We start from the raw sequence: 17,316 nt of genomic DNA, 5'->3' as shown, positions 1-17,316 counted from the left end.
CCTCCCCCTCCGGATCAGGCGATTCCGGCTCCACCCGTCACGCCGTAGACTTCGCCAGTGATGTAGCTCCCCTCCTGGCTGGCCAGGAGGACATAGACCGGGGCGATCTCGACTGGCTGGCCCGGTCGGCCAAACTTGCTCTGTTCGCCGAACTTCGTGACCTTCTCCTGGGGCTGGCCACCGGACGACTGAAGAACTGTCCAGAATGGGCCGGGTGCAACGACGTTGGCCCGGATGCCTTTCTCGATCAACTGTGCCGCCAGCGCCTTCGTATAGGCGACGATCCCGGCCTTCGTTGTCGCGTAGTCGAGGAGGATGGCCGACGGATCGTAGGCCTGCACGGATGCCGTGGTGATGACGGAGGCGCCTGCAGGCAGATGCTTTACCGCTGCCTGCGTGATCCAGTGCATTGCATAAAGGTTTGTCTTGAGGGTCTTATCGAAATCCTCTGACGTGACCCTCGAAACATCCTCACGGAACTGCTGACGTCCGGCGTTGATGACGAGGATATCCAATCCACCAAGCGACGTTACGGCTTTGTCCACCAGCTTACGGCACCAGTCCTCATTCTTGATGTCGCCAGGCAATGCCACCGCCTTTCGACCCTCGGCCTCGATGAGATCGATGACCTCTCGGGCGTCAGCTTCCTCGCTCTCGAGATAGGAGATCGCGACATCGGCGCCTTCGCGGGCATACGCGATCGCCGCTGCTCGGCCGATCCCGCTGTCTCCGCCTGTGATCAGCGCCTTTCTGCCGACTAGCTTGCCGGAGCCCTTGTAGCTCGTCTCGCCATGATCCGCCTTCGGATCCATCTGACCTGCGATGCCGGGGACCGGCTGAGGCTGCTCCGGAAACGGGGGCTTCGGGAACTGGTGGCGCGGGTCCTGCATGGTCAGGCGGTCGGTCATATGGGCTCCTTCTTCTGCTGTTTCCCGCTTTCGCTGTGCGCTGTGAAAGCGGTTCAGGTTGCCCAACGAGCAACAGGGATGCTCGTTCCATTTGTCTGGCCTGTCGTGGCCCATCCGCGCCTGGGCTCATAGGGTTAGGTCGCAGCGACTGCGACGTCTCCGAACCGGCTCCCAGACCCAGCCGTCGCCGGGTTTTGAACTGAGGACCTGTTGTCACCGACGCTTCGGCCCCGAGAGGACATAAATCTGCATTCTTGCAAATTCGGGCTCTTGACCGCTAGAGGCGGGCATATTTCTGTTCATTTTATGTTCCAACGAACTCTCTCGAGGCGTAATGCGGCCTGCTAGGCAATGGAACGACGAATGATCGATCAGTCGACGATAAAATTTCTATCGGAAGCTTCCAGCGATCATGATGCCGATTGGCTGACCGACAACAAAGCGTCCATTGAGTGCGCGCGGCGCAACTTGATGGAGTTTACATCGCAACTGATTGCGAGCGCCGGATCGATAGATCCTCGTATCGCCGAAGCTAACCCCGAACCACGAAAATGTTTGGCGAGAGTGCCGATTTCGAAGGGCGTGGGATTGATTGCTTTGCGCGTGTCATTATCGAAAAACGCTGCTGCAACTTACTTCATGCAGATTTCGCCCTCGCGTTCTTATAGCGGAGGGGGAGCATTGCTTCCGCCCCCACGTCTTGCGCGCATTTTACGGCAGACGATCGCGAGCCATACCGGCAAATGGCGAGGCATCGTGGAAGGTCCGCTATTTCAGAAATATTTCCCGAATGGTCTGACGGGCGGGCACTACGCCGGTGGCAAGGGTTATGTGAAAAACCATGATGCGCTCGATTTCTTCAATCTTAGGAATTTTGGCGCATGTTGCAGTATCTCAGACGAGATGTTGATGTCTCCCAATCTGGTGAAGGAAACCGTAAAATCCTTCGCAGCCGCCCGTGCCTTGGTCGACTATATCAATCGTGCGACGATGCGGGTTCCGGAGGCCGGCTAACTAATGGCTCCTACACGCCTGCTCATCCATCTGAAGCCCCTAAATTTTAGCAGTCTGTTAGCGACACGAACTATCAGTCCTTCTGCTCGCGAGCGCTTATTCGGTAAGGACCCGCTCGCTCGTTCATGACGAAAGACTTCCATGTGAGGGTTATCTCGCCGCGTGCCAGCAATTCATCTACCGCTTCATGGACGGTTGGCATGAATTTACGCCATTCAAGCGGGACGTTGTGATCCTTCGCAAGCCTGCGCGCTACTTCGCTCGGACACGTTGTGCCACCACGTCGATTTGCAACAAAAGCTAAAATTGTCGATTCAGTTTGATCGATCATTGGCGGCGGCTCGGATCCAAAGCACAAAAAAGCCCGCCGACAGCGGGCTGATTTGTGGGCACGCGCGCTTACGCGCGGTCGACAAGGTCTTTGGCGGCGTCTTTTGCCTTGCCTTTGAACTGCTGCGCATCGCCCTTGGCTTCCTGTGCGGCACCTTTGGCCTTCATCTCGCGATTGTCGGTCGCATCACCGGCAGCCTGACGCGCCTTGCCCGCGAGTTCGTTGGTCTTGCCTGCTACCTTGTCGGACATGCTGCCCATGATCGTACTCCTTTTCGGGAACCGTGATGGTTCAAGGAACAAACTGTGCAGGAGCCACTTCCGTTCCATCTTGGCGTCGGATCAATCAGCATCCTCACCGGGTCGATCCTTCTGTTCCATGACGACGGAACGTCCTCCCCTGCAGCAGGTTCTGACCATGCTACCCAATGTCGAAGGAAGTCGGGGCTGGCAGTGACCGGCCCCGACGCTTGCGACGGGCATCACCCTAAAATTGGAAACTCTTGGCTCGCGACTATTGCTCATTAGCTGTGTCGGTGGCCACGTCGTTTTTCCGGCCTTAGCCGATTTCATTCGTATTTTATTAAATATGTCGGCAAATACTCTGACGCGAGGGGCGATCGAAATCTGGGTAAGCGAGTTGATCTCGTAACCACGGAGCGGAGACTGCCATGTATCAGCGTACAGTTCTCATCGTCGAAGACGAAATCCTCATCCGGATGTTGCTGGCGGACACCCTGCTGGATGAAGGCTACGAGGTGATCGAGGCCGGAAACGTCCTTGAAGCCGTCGCGATCCTGGGCCAGCGGAAGATCGACGCGGTCGTTACGGACGTGGATATGCCGGGTGGCCTTAGCGGCTTCGATCTCGCTCGGATGATTTCCGATACGCGCATGAATGTTCCAGTCATCATCGCATCAGGGAGACACCGCCCAAAGGCAGACGAGTTGCCGGGCGCCGCCGTCTTCGTCGCCAAGCCATATCGGTTGGACGCCATCGCGGCAATCGTGGCTGATATGACATCCGATGGAGAGGGGCGGCTGGCAAGCTGATCGGCGTCGCCTCTCAGCTGTCAAGTCTCGTTGATCGCGTTCTCATTGTTCTTCAATGGTGATACGAAGAGCCTGGCATGATCTGCCAGGCGGTGCCTCCAGCATTTTTGCAATTATATTCCTTTGTCGGTCGAGTGAGCAGCCAAGCCACGGCAATCGATAACCTCTTCAATTGCGAGGCCAATCATCTCGACGAGGTTCGCGCACGAGCCTCGCGCAGGGTCGACAAAGTCGCCAACAAACAGGATCACATTGTCCACGGTCAGGGGATACCCTGCAACTGTGCATTTGAGGATCGCCTGGTTGGCGATGGCAGTTGCGCCGATGCGTTCAAACAGGCGCACTCCTTCTTCCTCTGTCATTCCTGGCAGCAAAGTCGTTCTCCGTTTCTTGAGAGTATGGCTCCGCAGATATCCGGCTGCGCGGGCGAATAACGCTCAGATAAGAGAAAATCCCTAACATTAGAAGCTTGATATATACGTGGCAGGGTTGCGCTGAGCACGGGGCACGGTCGGGCAGGTGGCGTATATCGGCCGATAACGCGCTTGTCAGAGCGACCCTGCCGGCTCAGTGGAACGATTACTACACAGGACCTGTTTCGACGTGACAACTGGGAAATGCCATGATCACGTCGCCCTTTTCCAAACTCTCGTCAGCCCTTTTCCTGCTGGCATGCTTTGTCCTTGTAGTGGTGGCCAGTCGAGCCGAGGCGACGTCGCGTACTTTCAAATCAGGAGAGGACATAGTGGTCGCCCAGAGCCAGGCAGGCTCAGCTGCGGACGCGGCCAGCCCGCATCGCACGGAACGGGCTCGTCGCCTCGTCATCTTTTTTCACGGCATCAGAAGCCGTGGTTCGGTCATGGAGGCGATCGGAAATTCCTGGGCGCCGGTTCTACCGGACACCGAGTTTGTCTCTCCTGATGCGCCGTTCGCCAGCAATTCCAGAGGGCGCGAGTGGTTTGTCGTTGACGATCAAGTCATGCGCCCTGATCGCATCGAGGCCGCCCGCCGTGCGTTCGATGATCTGGTTTCCGGCATCGTCAAACGCGAGGGTTTCGAGAACGACCTGAGGAACGTCGTTTTCGTTGGTGTCTCACAGGGTGCCATTGTGGCGCTCGATGCTGTTGCCACGGGTAGGTGGAAGATCGGCGCAGTCGTGAGCTTCGCGGGCTTGCTCCCATTTCCGCCGACATCGACTTCGAAGGATACCGCAATTCTGCTGATGCACGGTGATGCAGACAGGAGAATTCCGTCGATTGCGTCAGTCACCGCGCAGGCGCAGCTACAAGCGGCCGGTTACGACGTGACCTACAAGCTCTTCCCTGGCGTCGGCCACACGATCTCTTCGGAAGAGGCGGAGCTGGCCGGATCCTTTCTACGCGAGCGATTGGTGAACTGACGCGCGCGGATGACGCTGCTCTCGCGCCCCAAAGGCGTGCCTTTGTAAGTGACCTATGGTTTATCCGGCGCTTCCAGTCCTTGACACATCGAGGTTGATCATGACCGGCGCATGGTCGCTCGTATGGTCCCAGCTTCTCGGCTTTTTCCGGACAGAGGCTGTTTTCAACCACGGAACGGCCGCGGGCGATAGAAGGATGTGGTCGATCCTGAGGCCGGCGTCGCGCTCAAACGAGTTTCGCCAATATTTCCAGAAGGTATAAATGCGCTCGTCCGGGTGCAGTTGCCGGACAGCATCCGTCCAACCTTGCGCGAGGAGACGAGCATATGCCTTTCTAACCTCGGGCCGGAACAGAGCATCGTCTATCCATCGCTCCGGCTTATAGACGTCGAGATCCGTCGGCATCACGTTGTAGTCGCCCGCCAACACGACAGGGATCTCAAGCTCCAGCAGCTCAGCTGCATATTTCTGAAACCGGCGAAACCAGGCCAGTTTGTAATCGAACTTCGGCCCCGGTGCAGGATTGCCGTTTGGCAGATAGAGGCATCCGATCAAAATGCCATCGACCGCGGCCTCGATATAACGGCAATGACTGTCGTCTGGATCGCCCGGAAGACCCTTGCGTGTGAGAAGCGGCTCCTGTCCACGGGCAAGGATCGCGACGCCGTTCCATGATTTCTGGCCCTGCCAAACGGCACCGTATCCGGCGCGCTCGATCTCTTTCAAAGGAAAGTCGATCGTTTTGAGCTCCTGGATGCAGACGACGTCAGGTTTGTCCTCCTTCAGCCATCTCAGGAGGATATCTAACCGGCTGCGGATAGCGTTGACATTGTAGGTCGCAATCCTCATCGGAGCTGCTGTCACAGGTCGATCAGGGCTATACCGAGATCAGGACGCTTTTTTCGGCGGAAGCCGACAGCACTTTCGCCGATGATGATTTCCAGTGTGGGGTGGACGATGCCGTTGATGAAATGGCCGCCTTTCGTCGAGCCATCCTCGAAACCGAGCACCGCATGCATGTGGAGACTGGCCTTCCCGTCGTCTCCGACGGCGACATCTCCAATGGCACTCAGGACCTCCGTCTGACCGTCCACAGGGATTTCCTTGTATGTCTTCGTTGCAAAGTCGAAGAAACCCAAGGTGGCCTTTTGGAACGCACCGATCGCAGTCAAGGACGCGCCGGTGATCTTCTGCTCAGTCGCGAAGCGGGTGATGGCGTCGAACGCTTCCTCGCCCTCGTCGAGGACCAGCACCCAGGTCCGCTCGCTCGAGAAGTTCGTGTCGCCCAGTTCCTTGCTCTTCATTTCTCGTTCCTCAAACTGCTTCGTAATATGCCGCGACTGATCCAGATCGTATCGGCGAGCGTCACGGGCGATGCCTTCTGAGTAACTGCTATTCGTCCAGAGAGTTGCCTCGTTGACAGCCGTATTTTTTAGCCGTTCGCTGCGGGAAGGATCTCTTGCCTGGTTTGTAAGATCAAAGATGTCGTGCTGGACTCGAAAGGCCGCGCCGCCGTCAGGGAGCCCAGAGGCAGTCACTCGGCCTTGGAACCGTTCCCGCGTGCCGCCGGTTAGCATTTGACGGTTCGAATGAACACAACCCTTGCGACGGGAGACTTACGTATGGCTCAACAGCTAGACCCGACCAGCGACGCCGCGCGGACGAGCGAAGATGCTGACGCAAACCGCGAAACGCTCGCGAAGAACGCAGACGCCACTCTGCATCGTGTCGGTCACGGTGGCGAGCAGACCCGACGATCGTCCTCCGATGTGACCGACCTCTCAGACGTCAGGGAGTTCTCGCGCAGTTCGAACGGCGATACCTGGTCGATCGGGAAGGATCGTCAGGGCTCGATGATGGTGCTCCATCGTGGAAACCTGCCATCCGGCGGCCATGAGACGGTCACGCCAGTCGGCGCATTCCCCAGTACTGACCTTAGAGGTCCTCGGCATGATGCGCTGGTCGCGATGCTGAGCGACACCGAAGACCGTGGAGACGTGGAGCGAACTGGCGTAGTGACCAGCTTATTACTGAACTGGGATTAATCTCGCCTGAGGTTCGGGGAAGATGGCCTGGCGTTTAACCAGAAGGCGATCGTTGAGGCTTATCGCTCAGCCGCGCCAAGCATGGAAACCTTGTCTGACATTGATCCCCGTCATCGCTGATCAGCCTTTCGCAGCCCATCGCGGCCATCCTTCGCAACCGGGCGAATGTCATCCCCGCGCCATGCTTTCGTACAAGGACCTTGCGCTCGAGTTCGTCTGAGCGCTTACACAAGCGGCATTCCACCGCGATGACAGGCATTTTTACCTGTCGAAGCGTTGTGGTCATATCAAAGATCTGGGGCGCATCTCGTTTAGTGGGCAACGCCGCCGCCTATGTTGGCCCCCGCCTGACCGCCAAAATTTTCTTGCACCCGCAAATCTCTGCCTTTGCCTTTCTAGCGATCTGATTCAAAAACAGAATCTGCGACTTCGCTAAAATTATGAGACTCTATTCCCATTTTGCGCCCGCTTGACTCTTTCTTGCTAACGGAACAGATACAGAACATCAAGTGTTCTGGCGGCATGATGCCGTCCTTTCCAACCACCGCGAACCGGAAGGATTTCTGCGAACGATGTCGGCTGTCCGCGCCCAAGTATTGGCAGATCTGCGTGACCGCATCTCTTCGATTGAAGGAGAAGGCGCCAAGAAGGCTGGCTGCCTGCCGTTCGGCGTCGCGGACATCGACACCATTCTTCCAGGCGGCGGGCTGGCCAACGGCGCCCTGCATGAATTTGCAGGCGGCGGGTCGGGGACGGTCGATGGTGCGGCGGCCGCATTGTTTGCGGCAGGGATCGCAGCCAGGACCAAGGGACCGGTCGTCTGGTGCCTGACGCGCCCGGATTTATTCTTTCCGGCGCTGGCGCAAGTGGGACTGCATCCAAAGCGGGTAATCTTTGTTGAGTCTGACAAGGAAGAGGACGTTGCCGCCAACATGGAAGAGGCGCTCTCCTATGGCGGACTGGGTGCCGTCGTCGGGGAGGTGGTGAGGCTGCCGATGGTCGTCAGCCGACGGCTGCAGCTGGTTGCCGAGCGAAGTGGGACCATCGCGCTCGCAGTCCGGCGATGGCGGCGGCAAACCGAGGCAAACGACTTCGGCCAGCCGACGGCATCCACCACCAGATGGCGGGTGAGCGTGCTTCCATCGGACGAGCTTCCGGTCCCGGGGATCGGAAGGCCTCAATGGTTTCTTGAGTTGATGAGATCGCGTGCGGGCGAGTGTGCTGAGTTTTACGTCGGAGCGTGTGATGCCAAGGGTCGTATCCATCTATCTCCCGGATCTGGCCACGGACAGGATCAGGCGGGACGATCCCGCCATTCCGGATGACCGCCCGATCGCCGTCATCGCCAGTAGCGGAGCCAAGCGCTGGGTGTCGGCGGCAGATAAGGCCGCAAGACAGATCGGTGTCAGGGCGGGGATGCCGGCCGCCAAGGCACAGGCGCTCTTTCGGGGGCTTATGCTCGTCGATGCGAATCCAGCGGCCGATGCCATGGCGCTAGACCGCCTCGGCTTATGGGCGCTTGGCCACTATTCGCCGATCGTGGCCATCGATGGCATCGATGGCCTCGTCCTCGATACGGAAGGGGCCGATCATCTCCAGGGTGGCGAGCAACCAATGATCACCGGTATCGTCAACATGTTCCGTGCCAGAAAGCTCACCGCAAGGGTCGCAATCGCAGACACCTGGGGTGCGGCCCATGCCTGCGTTCGTGCAATCAAGCGTGACACGGTCATCGTGCCGCGCGGCGAGATTGTTCGCGCCGTCGAGAAATTGCCGATTTCGTTGCTCAGGCTTCCGGAAAAGGTCGTAGCTGTTCTGCGGGTACTGGGTTTCCAATCGATCGGAGAACTGTCGAACACGCCGAGGGCGCCGCTGGCACTTCGCTTCGGGCCGGAAGTCGGCCGTCGTCTCGATCAGATGTTCGGGCGCCTGAATGAACCGATCGATCCGATCCGGACCGCCGACCTCGTCGAGGTCTCACGATCGTTCCAGGAGCCCATTGGCGCAGCCGAAACCATCAATAAATACGTTGGCCGGCTGGTTGTGCAGCTCGTGGCCGAGCTCGAGAAGCGCGGGCTTGGTGCGCGGCGCACGGATCTGATCGTCCATAAGGTCGACAATACGATCCAGGCGATACGAGCCGGAACGGCGAAGCCAGCGCGCGATATCGCCTGGCTCTCCAAGCTCTTTCGCGATCGAACCGAAAAGATCGAACCCGGTTTCGGCATCGAGAAGCTGACGCTGGTTGCCATCTCCGCAGAGGCCTTGGCCCAAGAGCAGAAGGTCTCCTCGCTTGTGGAGGAGGAGAACAGCGACATCACGCCACTGATCGACGTCTTCGCCAATCGCGGCCAACGGGTCTACCGGGTCGCTCCCTTCGCGTCCGATGTCCCCGAGCGCAGTGTCCAGCGGGTTTCCGCCGTCGCGGAAGCCGTCGAGGACGGGTGGGTCAGTCATTGGCGACGTCCGGTCCGTCTCTTCAGCCGACCCGAGCAGATCCAGGCGATCGCGATGATGCCGGACTATCCGCCGGCCACCATCACCTGGCGCGGCAAGCGCCACCGTGTGAAACGGGCCGACGGCCCCGAGCGCATCTTCGGCGAATGGTGGATGCGGCCAAACGAGCTGGAAGCCGTTCGCGACTATTTCGTCATCGAGAACGATGATGGCGAGCGCTTCTGGATTTTCCGGTCCGGCGACGGTGTGGACCTGGACACCGGATCGCACAAGTGGTTCATGCACGGGATCTTCGCATGAATTACGCCGAACTCCAGGTGACGACCCATTTCAGCTTCCTGCGGGGGGCATCCTCCGCTCAGGAGCTGTTTGCGGCCGCGAAGGCACTCGGCATCGAGGCGCTGGGTGTGGTCGACCGCAATTCCCTGGCAGGGATCGTGCGCGCGCTCGAGGCATCGCGGGACACAGGCCTTCGTCTCGTCGTCGGATGTCGCCTGGATTTGCAGGACGGCATGTCGATCCTCGTCTACCCAACCAACAAGGCAGCCTATTCGCGGCTGACCCGGTTGATCACGCTTGGCAAGGGCAGGGGCGGCAAGGACAACTGCATCCTCCATCTCGATGATGTCGCACTATACGCGGAGGGCATGATCGGCATTCTCGTGCCGGATCTCCCGGACGACACCTGCGCGCTCCAGATGCGTAAGATGGCAGACACCTTCGGCAGGCGGGCCTATGTCTCGCTCTGTCTCCGACGGCGGCCGAACGATCAGATGCGGCTGCACGAGCTGTCGAACATGGCGGCAAAATTCCGTGTCAAAACGGTCGTCACGAACGACGTCCTCTTCCATGAACCGTCTCGGCGGCAGCTTCAGGACATCGTCACCTGCATCCGCGAAGGCACCACGATCGACACGGTCGGGTTCGACCGGGAGCGGTTTGCCGACCGTTATCTGAAACCACCGGAGGAAATGGAGCGGCTCTTCCCCCGATATCCAGAAGCATTGGAGCGGACGATGGAGATCGTCGAGCAGTGTCGGTTTTCGCTGGAAGAGCTCACCTACGAATATCCTGAGGAGGCGCTGGTCAATGGGATGGACGCTCAACAGTCTCTTGAACAGTGCGTCCGTGACTGCATTCCGATGCGATATCCGGAAGGCCTTCCTCAAAAGGTGCTGCGATCGGTCAGACACGAGCTCGATCTGATCAAGGAGATGGACTACGCGCCCTACTTCCTGACGGTCTACAGCATCGTCCGTTTCGCCCGCAGCCAGGGTATTCTTTGCCAGGGCAGGGGATCGGCTGCGAATTCGGCAATCTGCTACATCCTTGGCATCACCAGTATCGATCCAGAGACGAACGATCTCCTGTTCGAGCGTTTCGTCTCCAAGGAACGCAACGAACCGCCAGATATCGACGTCGATTTCGAGCACCAGCGGCGCGAAGAAGTCATCCAGTGGATTTATAAGACCTATGGCCGCGACCGAGCGGCATTGGTCTGCACGGTCACGCGATACCGGGCCAAAGGCGCCATCAAGGATGTCGGCAAGGCGATGGGCTTGCCCGAGGATGTCACCAAGGCCCTGTCATCGGGTCTCTGGTCATGGTCGGAAGAGATTACCGAGCGTAATGTTCGCGAGCTGAACCTCAACCCCGACGACTACCGCCTGGTCATGACGCTTCGGCTTGCCCGCGAGCTGATGGGTGCCCCACGGCATCTCGGTCAGCATGTCGGCGGCTTCGTGCTGACGCGCTCGCGCCTCGATGACCTCGTGCCGATCGAGCCGGCAGCCATGGAAGATCGCCAGGTGATCGAATGGGACAAGGACGATGTCGAGGCCTTGAAAATGATGAAGGTCGACGTGCTGGCGCTCGGCATGCTGACCTGCATGCAAAAGGCGTTCGACCTGATCCGCGAGCATAAGGGAGAGGATCTCGATCTCGCCAGGGTCAAGCAGGAGGATAGCGCCACATATGCGATGATCCGTAAGGCCGATACGCTCGGAACGTTTCAGGTTGAGAGCCGGGCACAGATGTCGATGCTGCCACGGTTGAAGCCCAGGACCTTCTATGACCTCGTCGTTCAGGTGGCGATCGTCAGGCCCGGTCCAATACAGGGTGACATGGTTCATCCCTATCTTCGACGCCGCGAGGGCAAGGAGCCGGTCGAATACCCGACGCCTGAGCTCGAAGCTGTGCTCGGCAAGACTTTGGGCGTGCCGCTGTTTCAGGAATCGGCCATGAAGGTCGCCATGGTCTGCGCCGGGTTTACGGCCGGCGAGGCCGACCAGCTGCGCAAGTCGATGGCGACCTTCAAGTTCACCGGCGGTGTCTCACGGTTCCAGGCCAAGCTGATCGACGGCATGATCAACAACGGTTACACGCGTGAATTCGCCGAACGGACGTTCAAGCAGCTCGAGGGGTTTGGCAGCTATGGCTTTCCGGAGAGCCATGCCGCCTCATTCGCCCTGATTGCTTACGCATCCTGCTTCATCAAATGCCACTTTCCGGACGCCTTCGCGGCCGCGCTGATGAACTCCCTTCCGATGGGTTTTTACGCACCCGCCCAGATCATTGGTGATGCCCGCAAGCATGGTGTTGAAGTGCGGCCCATCTCTGTCCAGCATTCGCGATGGGATTGCACGCTCGAGAAAATCCCCGGATCCGACCGCCATGCCATCCGGCTTGGCATGCGGCAGGTCGATGGATTGGCGGTCGCAGATGCGGCGCGGATCGTGGCCGCGCGCATGGAGCGGCCATTCGAAACTGTCGATGATGTCTGGCGACGATCAGAGGTGCCGGCCGAGGCGCTTGTCCGGCTCGCGGAGGCCGATGCGTTCCGGCCGGCGTTTGGCCTGGAACGGCGAGATGCCCTATGGGCGATCAAGGCCCTTCGTGACGAGCCGCTTCCGCTGTTTGCCGCTGCGTCCGCCCGGGAGGAGAGAGCCGTGGTCGAGCAACAGGAGCCAGAGGTCGCGCTCAGGCAAATGACCGAAGGCCATAACGTTGTCGAGGACTATGCCCATGTCGGACTGACGCTGAGAGAGCATCCGATATCGTTCCTCCGCCGGGATCTCATGGATCGCCGGATCGTCACCTGCGCCGACGCGATGAATGCTCGCGACAAGAGTTTTGTCTGCGCCGCCGGTCTTGTCCTGGTCCGCCAGAAGCCGGGCAGCGCCAAGGGGGTGATGTTCATCACCATCGAGGATGAAACCGGCATCGCCAACGTCGTCGTCTGGCCAAGCCTGTTCGAAAAGCGGCGACGGGTCGTCCTCGGGGCGAGCATGATGGCGATCCATGGAAAAATCCAGCGCGAGGGCGAGGTCGTTCATCTGATTGCAAGGCAGCTCGAGGATCTGTCTGGAGATATTGCGGCGCTTTCCGATCGCGATTCCGAGTTCAAGCATCCGACCGGACGGGGCGACGAGTTCGCGCATGGTTCACCGGGTGGTGGAGATGCACGGGATCGGCCAAAGCCGAATAAGGTTCGCGACATTTTCATCCCAGATTTGCATATCGACACGCTGAAGGTGAAAAGCCGGAATTTCCACTGAACCGAGGCGTCAATTACAGCGGATGCGAATGGCGTCGTTACACTGGATGCTACTCCTAAAGCAGCTACACAGCGGGTTCACTTCGGGCTTTCCAGCGAACCTCGACGAGTACACATCTCTCGTTACCCGATGAGATTCACGCATTCTGTCGAGGCTTTGCTTTTCCAAGATTTCCTCCGATGGTGCTCCGCGTGTTGCAGGATTGAGCCACTCGTTGCAGGCCACTGGAACGAGAATCCCGCGTCGCCTGTCGTGCAACTGGCTCATCGGCTCCGCCTGGTTGAAGGAAACACCTATGCTTTCGAGTACGCTGATCCACGGCACAAACCGAAAAAGCCGTTTACGCCCATTGAAGAAAAATAAACCAATCGATCCGTTTATTTTAGGCCCCGGCAATTGAGAGGGTGTCATATGGTCGCAATTGGAATTTCGGAATCTCGACCCATTGCTATCCCGTCGGAAGCAGCAGATTTGTTTTGAAGGAAAAGCGCTGGGATATTTACTATCACCTTGAATTTTAGAGACTTTACAGAAGATTTTTGGCTGATCAATCTCCGCCGGCCTTTACGATCTCGGGACTGTTACGACGTCAAATCTACCCGCCCCAAAGATGGTGCGATTGGGTCAACTAAGAGGCAAATTTGTACACCAAGTTTGATTAAGGAGATTTTTTTGCTAAAAACAGAATGGGATTTGGGCGCTGGGCGAGCATCATGGAAGCGTTTTTCCGAGGCCGGCGGAGCTCCATAGGAGGTAACATCTAGGGAGGGTACGATTAACTAGGGCCCGCTCGGCGGGAAAGGGACTATTGTCAGATCACAATAAAATTGGCACTTCAAACACTTCGCAAACAGACACTTTTTTTGACCGTATCGGCATCCCCCGTCCACTTCTTTGGGGCTTTGTCGGACTGCTGATCCTGATGATCGGCGATGGTATCGAACTCGGCTATCTGGCGCCTTATCTTGAAGGCCAGGGTATCAGCGGCGCCCAGGTTGCGCTGCTTTTCACAGTCTACGGCGTCGCCGTCGCAATCGCGTCCTGGATGTCGGGCGCACTTTCAAACATTTATGGCGCCCGCAGGGTCATGTGGGCCGGCATCATTATCTGGGCGATATTCCAGGTAGCCTTTTTGGTTCTCGGTCTGGAATCGATGAACTATACCGCCATGCTAATCACCTACGGTCTGCGCGGCTTCGGCTATCCGCTTTTTGCCTATAGCTTCTTGGTTTGGATTGCGGCGGCAACGCCGTCGAAAAAGCTCGGCATGGCGGTCGGTTGGTTTTGGTTCGCCTACGCCGCCGGCTTGCCGACGCTCGGTTCACTTGTGGCCAGCATTTCGATTCCGATGATCGGAACGCTACCAACCTTGTGGCTTGCTCTTGCCCTCGTCGTCATTGGTGCGCTTCTCAGTTTGGTTGGTCTCGCCGGGGTCAAGGGCGGTGGAAGGCTCGCACCAAAAGGCGAAAAGCCGCTGGCCTCGCTTGCGGCGAGCATCACGATCATGTGGAAAGAACCGCTATCGACAGTCGGCGGGCTCGTACGGACGGTCAACACGTCCTCCCAATTTGCCTTCTTCATCGTATTGCCAGGTTTTTTCATGGATCAGATCGGCTTCAGCCTAGCCACATGGCTTCAGTTGCTGACCATAATCTTCTGCGGTAATCTTCTGGGAAATCTCGCTTCCGGAATGCTCGGCGACCGGATCGGATATCGGACGACCGTCATTTGGATGGGCGCGGTAGGTACTGCAGCGACGATTCTTATGTTGTACTATGTGCCGCTGATGTATCCCGGCAACTTCCTCGTATCGAGCCTTGTTGGCTTTGCTTACGGCGTTACGCTCGGTGGTTTCGTCCCGCTTTCAGCTTTGATGCCAACCGTCATTCCGCATAACAAGGCGGGCGCTCTTTCTGTGCTAAGCCTCGGTGCAGGCGCCTCAACCTGGGTCGGACCGGCGATTGTCGCAATCTTCCTAGGATCTGTTGGCCTCGAGGGCGTGATGTGGATCTTTGCCGGCCTCTACATTGCCAGTGCAGTCCTGGCGCTGATGATTCCGGAGACGAATGGGCGGCGAAAAGCAAGGCTCGCGGTCAGCGTTTAGATTTCCTTGCGCCCAGGCAGACATCTGCAGGGGCGCAACCATTCTTGCCTGGGCCGCTGCGATAACAACGAACCGGCCGAGTACCGCGAAGAGACTGATGCGGCCTCGCCAAGAGGCTAGGGGGCGAGTCTTTCAGGAAAGTGCCATGCAGGTCGTCATGGCATGCACCGGCTTTACCGGCGGCGAAGCGGATCAATCGCACAGATCGATGGCGGCGCTCAAGTTCACGGGTGGGGTTTCCATGCCCCGGTCAATCTCGTCGTCTTGACAAAGCTGTTGGGAAAAAGCCAGTGGGTCGTTCTGGCTCATCAATGGCGGCAGTTCAGGCCATGATACAGCGTCAGGCGAAGTCGTGCCCCTCACAGCGCGGCAGTGTTCGACCTCACAACTGATCTATTGGCCCGACCAACCGGGATGCCGAGTTCAAAATGTCGGCGGACAGGGGTGACGAGTTTGCCCGTGGTGGTTGGCACGGTCCGTGAGTTCAGCGCAATCCGGGGGTGCCCCCTTGGGATATGTTTGTCAGAGATATGGATATCGAGAAACTGGAAGTGAAGGCGTGGAAATTTTCAGTGACATCTGATTCTCGGCAATGCGCCATAGGTACCAGTCGCATAAAAAGCAAAGGTATGAGTCAGTGCGCTGTCATTACATCGCATTCGTGTATCGAGGTTCCCGCCTAAGGTCAGTACAATCGAAACGTCGCCGACAGCAATAAACCTTCCGTGTCCTACTTTACGGTTTCCTTCAGACAATCGTCAGACGCGCGCCGGTATCGTTCGCAGTGAAGCTGACAGCGATTTCGTCTACATGCACAGTCATGACGACCGCGAAACGGCGATCGTCGATATCTTGCGTGGTGAGGGTGGAAAAATATTTGAACGCCAGGACGTGCTCCAGCAGGTGCCGGAAGGCGTCGGCCAGCGAATAACACCATATTCTGACGTGCGGCGAAAGCAAATGGACGGAGTCTTACAGAGCGATTGCAGCTATGCGTCAGACTGATCTGATTGCCGGTTGTTAAAATACTGTCGCAGGATTGCAAATCGACGCACAGAAGATTCTAAGATTTTGATGAATCTCGCCAGTCTGGGGTTCTTGCCTCGACTAAATGCACGTCGACATCTCCCTCCACAAATGCGCGGTCATTTAGAATTTTCAGATGCATAGGAATGTTGTGGGCGACACCCTCGATGCGGACCTCTCGCAGTGCGCACACCATTCGATCGATCGCTTCTTTTCGCGTCCGGCCATGGGTGATGATCTTCATCATCAGCGAATCGTAGTTTGGTGGCATTTCCGCACCCTTCGACATATGCGTATCAATGCGCACGCCCGGCCCGCCCGGCAAATGCAGTACCGTCAATGTGCCGGGGCCGGGGCGGGCGTCGAACGGCGTTTCGGCGTTGATGCGGCATTCTATCGCAGCGCCTGTTTCGCGGACCTCAGACTGCTCAAATGAAAGCGGATGCCCAAGAGCGACCCTGATCTGCTCGGCAACAATATCGATGCCGGTCACCGCCTCGGTCACCGGATGCTCGACTTGGATGCGGGTGTTCATCTCGATGAAGTAGAATTCGCCGTTCTCATAGAGAAACTCAAACGTGCCGGCACCGCGATAGCCGATCGCGCGACAGGCATTCACACATTGTTCGCCCAACCGGCGAATAGCCTCTCGATCAATGCCGGGCGGCGGCGCTTCTTCGACCAGCTTCTGGTGGCGCCGCTGCATCGAGCAGTCTCGCGCACCCAGGTAGACCGCGCCACGCTGCTGATCACAAAGAACCTGTATTTCCACGTGCCGCGGCTTCTTGAGATATCGCTCGAGATAGACCGTGCCGTCACCGAAGGCGCGGCGCGCCTCTTCCGCCGCTGCGGCAATCGACGTTTCGAGCCTCGCAGCGTCATCGACAACACGCATGCCGCGGCCGCCACCGCCGGCTGCAGCCTTGACGAGAAGCGGATAGCCGACCTGCGCTGCAATTTCTCGTTGCTTGGCAGGGTCGGATGGTAGGGCATCCCGCGTGCCAGGAACGCAGGGCACGCCGGCGGACCGCATGGCGGCCTTGGCGGCGATCTTGTCACCCATCGTGCGGATATCCTCCGGCCGGGGTCCGATGAAGACCAGGCCAGCTTTCTCCACCTGCTCTGCAAAAATGGCGTTCTCGGCCAGAAAGCCGTAGCCCGGATGCACGGCGCGCGCGCCGCTCGACAGTGCAGCCAGCACGATAGCGCTGCCATCAAGATAGCTGTCGCGTGCGGCGCTCCCCCCGATACACACGGCTTTGTCGGCAAGCCGCACATGTGCCGATCCTGCATCCGCTTCGGAATGGATGGCAACCGTCGGCAAACCAAGGCGGATACAGGCCCTGACGATGCGCAAGGCGATCTCTCCGCGATTGGCGATCAGAACGGCCGGCATCGGGTCAATGGAGTTTTGCATTCGCGTC

16 protein-coding genes and 1 pseudogene are annotated in these 17,316 nt (G+C 58.3%); 9 read left to right on the top strand and 8 right to left on the bottom strand.

Annotated elements, in window-relative coordinates:
* Positions 1-14: 14 nt before the first annotated feature.
* Positions 15-908 (bottom strand): SDR family oxidoreductase, encoded by an 894-nt coding sequence (locus AC0JZ4_RS24915; RefSeq protein WP_471889209.1) that lies wholly within the window; start codon positions 906-908, stop codon positions 15-17.
* Positions 909-1,271: 363 nt separating this feature from the next.
* Between AC0JZ4_RS24915 and AC0JZ4_RS24910 the strand changes: the two genes are divergently transcribed.
* Positions 1,272-1,922: a DUF2461 family protein gene (locus AC0JZ4_RS24910; RefSeq protein ID WP_471889208.1), complete on the top strand. Its 651-nt coding sequence runs from the start codon at positions 1,272-1,274 to the stop codon at positions 1,920-1,922.
* 73 nt (positions 1,923-1,995) lie between these two features.
* On the opposite strand, the gene AC0JZ4_RS24905 is transcribed toward AC0JZ4_RS24910, so the two are convergent.
* Positions 1,996-2,253 (bottom strand): DUF3253 domain-containing protein, encoded by a 258-nt coding sequence (locus AC0JZ4_RS24905; protein ID WP_471889207.1) that lies wholly within the window; start codon positions 2,251-2,253, stop codon positions 1,996-1,998.
* A 68-nt stretch (positions 2,254-2,321) separates the two neighbouring features.
* Entirely contained in the window at positions 2,322-2,513 is a 192-nt protein-coding gene (locus tag AC0JZ4_RS24900; protein ID WP_471889206.1) for a CsbD family protein, read from the bottom strand.
* 410 nt (positions 2,514-2,923) lie between these two features.
* On the opposite strand from AC0JZ4_RS24900, the gene AC0JZ4_RS24895 reads away from it, so the two are divergent.
* The gene (locus AC0JZ4_RS24895) at positions 2,924-3,304 is read left to right on the top strand and encodes a response regulator (protein ID WP_471889205.1); all 381 of its coding nucleotides are present in this window, start codon (positions 2,924-2,926) and stop codon (positions 3,302-3,304) included.
* A gap of 113 nt (positions 3,305-3,417) precedes the next feature.
* On the opposite strand, the gene AC0JZ4_RS24890 is transcribed toward AC0JZ4_RS24895, so the two are convergent.
* Positions 3,418-3,648 carry a hypothetical protein gene (locus tag AC0JZ4_RS24890; RefSeq protein ID WP_471889204.1) on the bottom strand — a complete coding sequence of 77 codons (231 nt, stop codon included), beginning with the start codon at positions 3,646-3,648 and terminating at the stop codon, positions 3,418-3,420.
* A 278-nt stretch (positions 3,649-3,926) separates the two neighbouring features.
* Between AC0JZ4_RS24890 and AC0JZ4_RS24885 the strand changes: the two genes are divergently transcribed.
* The gene (locus AC0JZ4_RS24885; protein ID WP_471889203.1) at positions 3,927-4,703 is read left to right on the top strand and encodes an alpha/beta hydrolase; all 777 of its coding nucleotides are present in this window, start codon (positions 3,927-3,929) and stop codon (positions 4,701-4,703) included.
* A 60-nt stretch (positions 4,704-4,763) separates the two neighbouring features.
* On the opposite strand, the gene xth is transcribed toward AC0JZ4_RS24885, so the two are convergent.
* Positions 4,764-5,552, bottom strand: coding sequence for an exodeoxyribonuclease III (gene xth, locus AC0JZ4_RS24880; RefSeq protein WP_471889202.1), 789 nt, complete (start codon positions 5,550-5,552; stop codon positions 4,764-4,766).
* Between the two features lie 11 nt (positions 5,553-5,563).
* Positions 5,564-6,007 carry a PPC domain-containing DNA-binding protein gene (locus AC0JZ4_RS24875; RefSeq protein ID WP_471889416.1) on the bottom strand — a complete coding sequence of 148 codons (444 nt, stop codon included), beginning with the start codon at positions 6,005-6,007 and terminating at the stop codon, positions 5,564-5,566.
* Positions 6,008-6,325: 318 nt separating this feature from the next.
* Here AC0JZ4_RS24875 and AC0JZ4_RS24870 point away from each other — a divergent pair, with 318 nt between their 5' ends.
* From AC0JZ4_RS24870 to AC0JZ4_RS24845, 6 genes and pseudogenes are all read left to right on the top strand, one after another.
* Positions 6,326-6,748, top strand: a complete 423-nt coding sequence (locus tag AC0JZ4_RS24870) for a hypothetical protein (protein WP_471889201.1) — start codon at positions 6,326-6,328, stop codon at positions 6,746-6,748.
* 572 nt (positions 6,749-7,320) lie between these two features.
* Entirely contained in the window at positions 7,321-8,073 is a 753-nt protein-coding gene (locus AC0JZ4_RS24865; RefSeq protein ID WP_471889200.1) for an ImuA family protein, read from the top strand.
* On the top strand, positions 7,994-9,505 hold the full coding sequence (locus tag AC0JZ4_RS24860; RefSeq protein WP_471889199.1) for a Y-family DNA polymerase: 1,512 nt from the start codon (positions 7,994-7,996) through the stop codon (positions 9,503-9,505). The genes AC0JZ4_RS24865 and AC0JZ4_RS24860 overlap by 80 nt, the downstream gene beginning before the upstream one ends.
* Positions 9,502-12,762 carry an error-prone DNA polymerase gene (locus tag AC0JZ4_RS24855; RefSeq protein ID WP_471889198.1) on the top strand — a complete coding sequence of 1,087 codons (3,261 nt, stop codon included), beginning with the start codon at positions 9,502-9,504 and terminating at the stop codon, positions 12,760-12,762. Before AC0JZ4_RS24860 ends, AC0JZ4_RS24855 begins: the two co-directional genes overlap by 4 nt.
* An 808-nt stretch (positions 12,763-13,570) precedes the next feature.
* Entirely contained in the window at positions 13,571-14,866 is a 1,296-nt protein-coding gene (locus AC0JZ4_RS24850) for an MFS transporter (RefSeq protein ID WP_471889197.1), read from the top strand.
* A gap of 127 nt (positions 14,867-14,993) precedes the next feature.
* Positions 14,994-15,107 (top strand): annotated as a pseudogene (locus AC0JZ4_RS24845) (hypothetical protein); the annotation flags it as partial.
* Positions 15,108-15,613: 506 nt separating this feature from the next.
* Here AC0JZ4_RS24845 and AC0JZ4_RS24840 read toward each other — a convergent pair.
* Positions 15,614-15,826 carry a hypothetical protein gene (locus AC0JZ4_RS24840; protein ID WP_471889196.1) on the bottom strand — a complete coding sequence of 71 codons (213 nt, stop codon included), beginning with the start codon at positions 15,824-15,826 and terminating at the stop codon, positions 15,614-15,616.
* Between the two features lie 103 nt (positions 15,827-15,929).
* Positions 15,930-17,288 carry an acetyl-CoA carboxylase biotin carboxylase subunit gene (locus AC0JZ4_RS24835; RefSeq protein ID WP_471889195.1) on the bottom strand — a complete coding sequence of 453 codons (1,359 nt, stop codon included), beginning with the start codon at positions 17,286-17,288 and terminating at the stop codon, positions 15,930-15,932.
* Positions 17,289-17,316 lie beyond the last annotated feature (28 nt).

Source organism: [Rhizobium] kunmingense, from assembly GCF_977018605.1.
The sequence above is the reverse complement of the archived record's forward strand: the minus strand, read 5'-3'. Positions and strand labels throughout refer to the sequence as shown.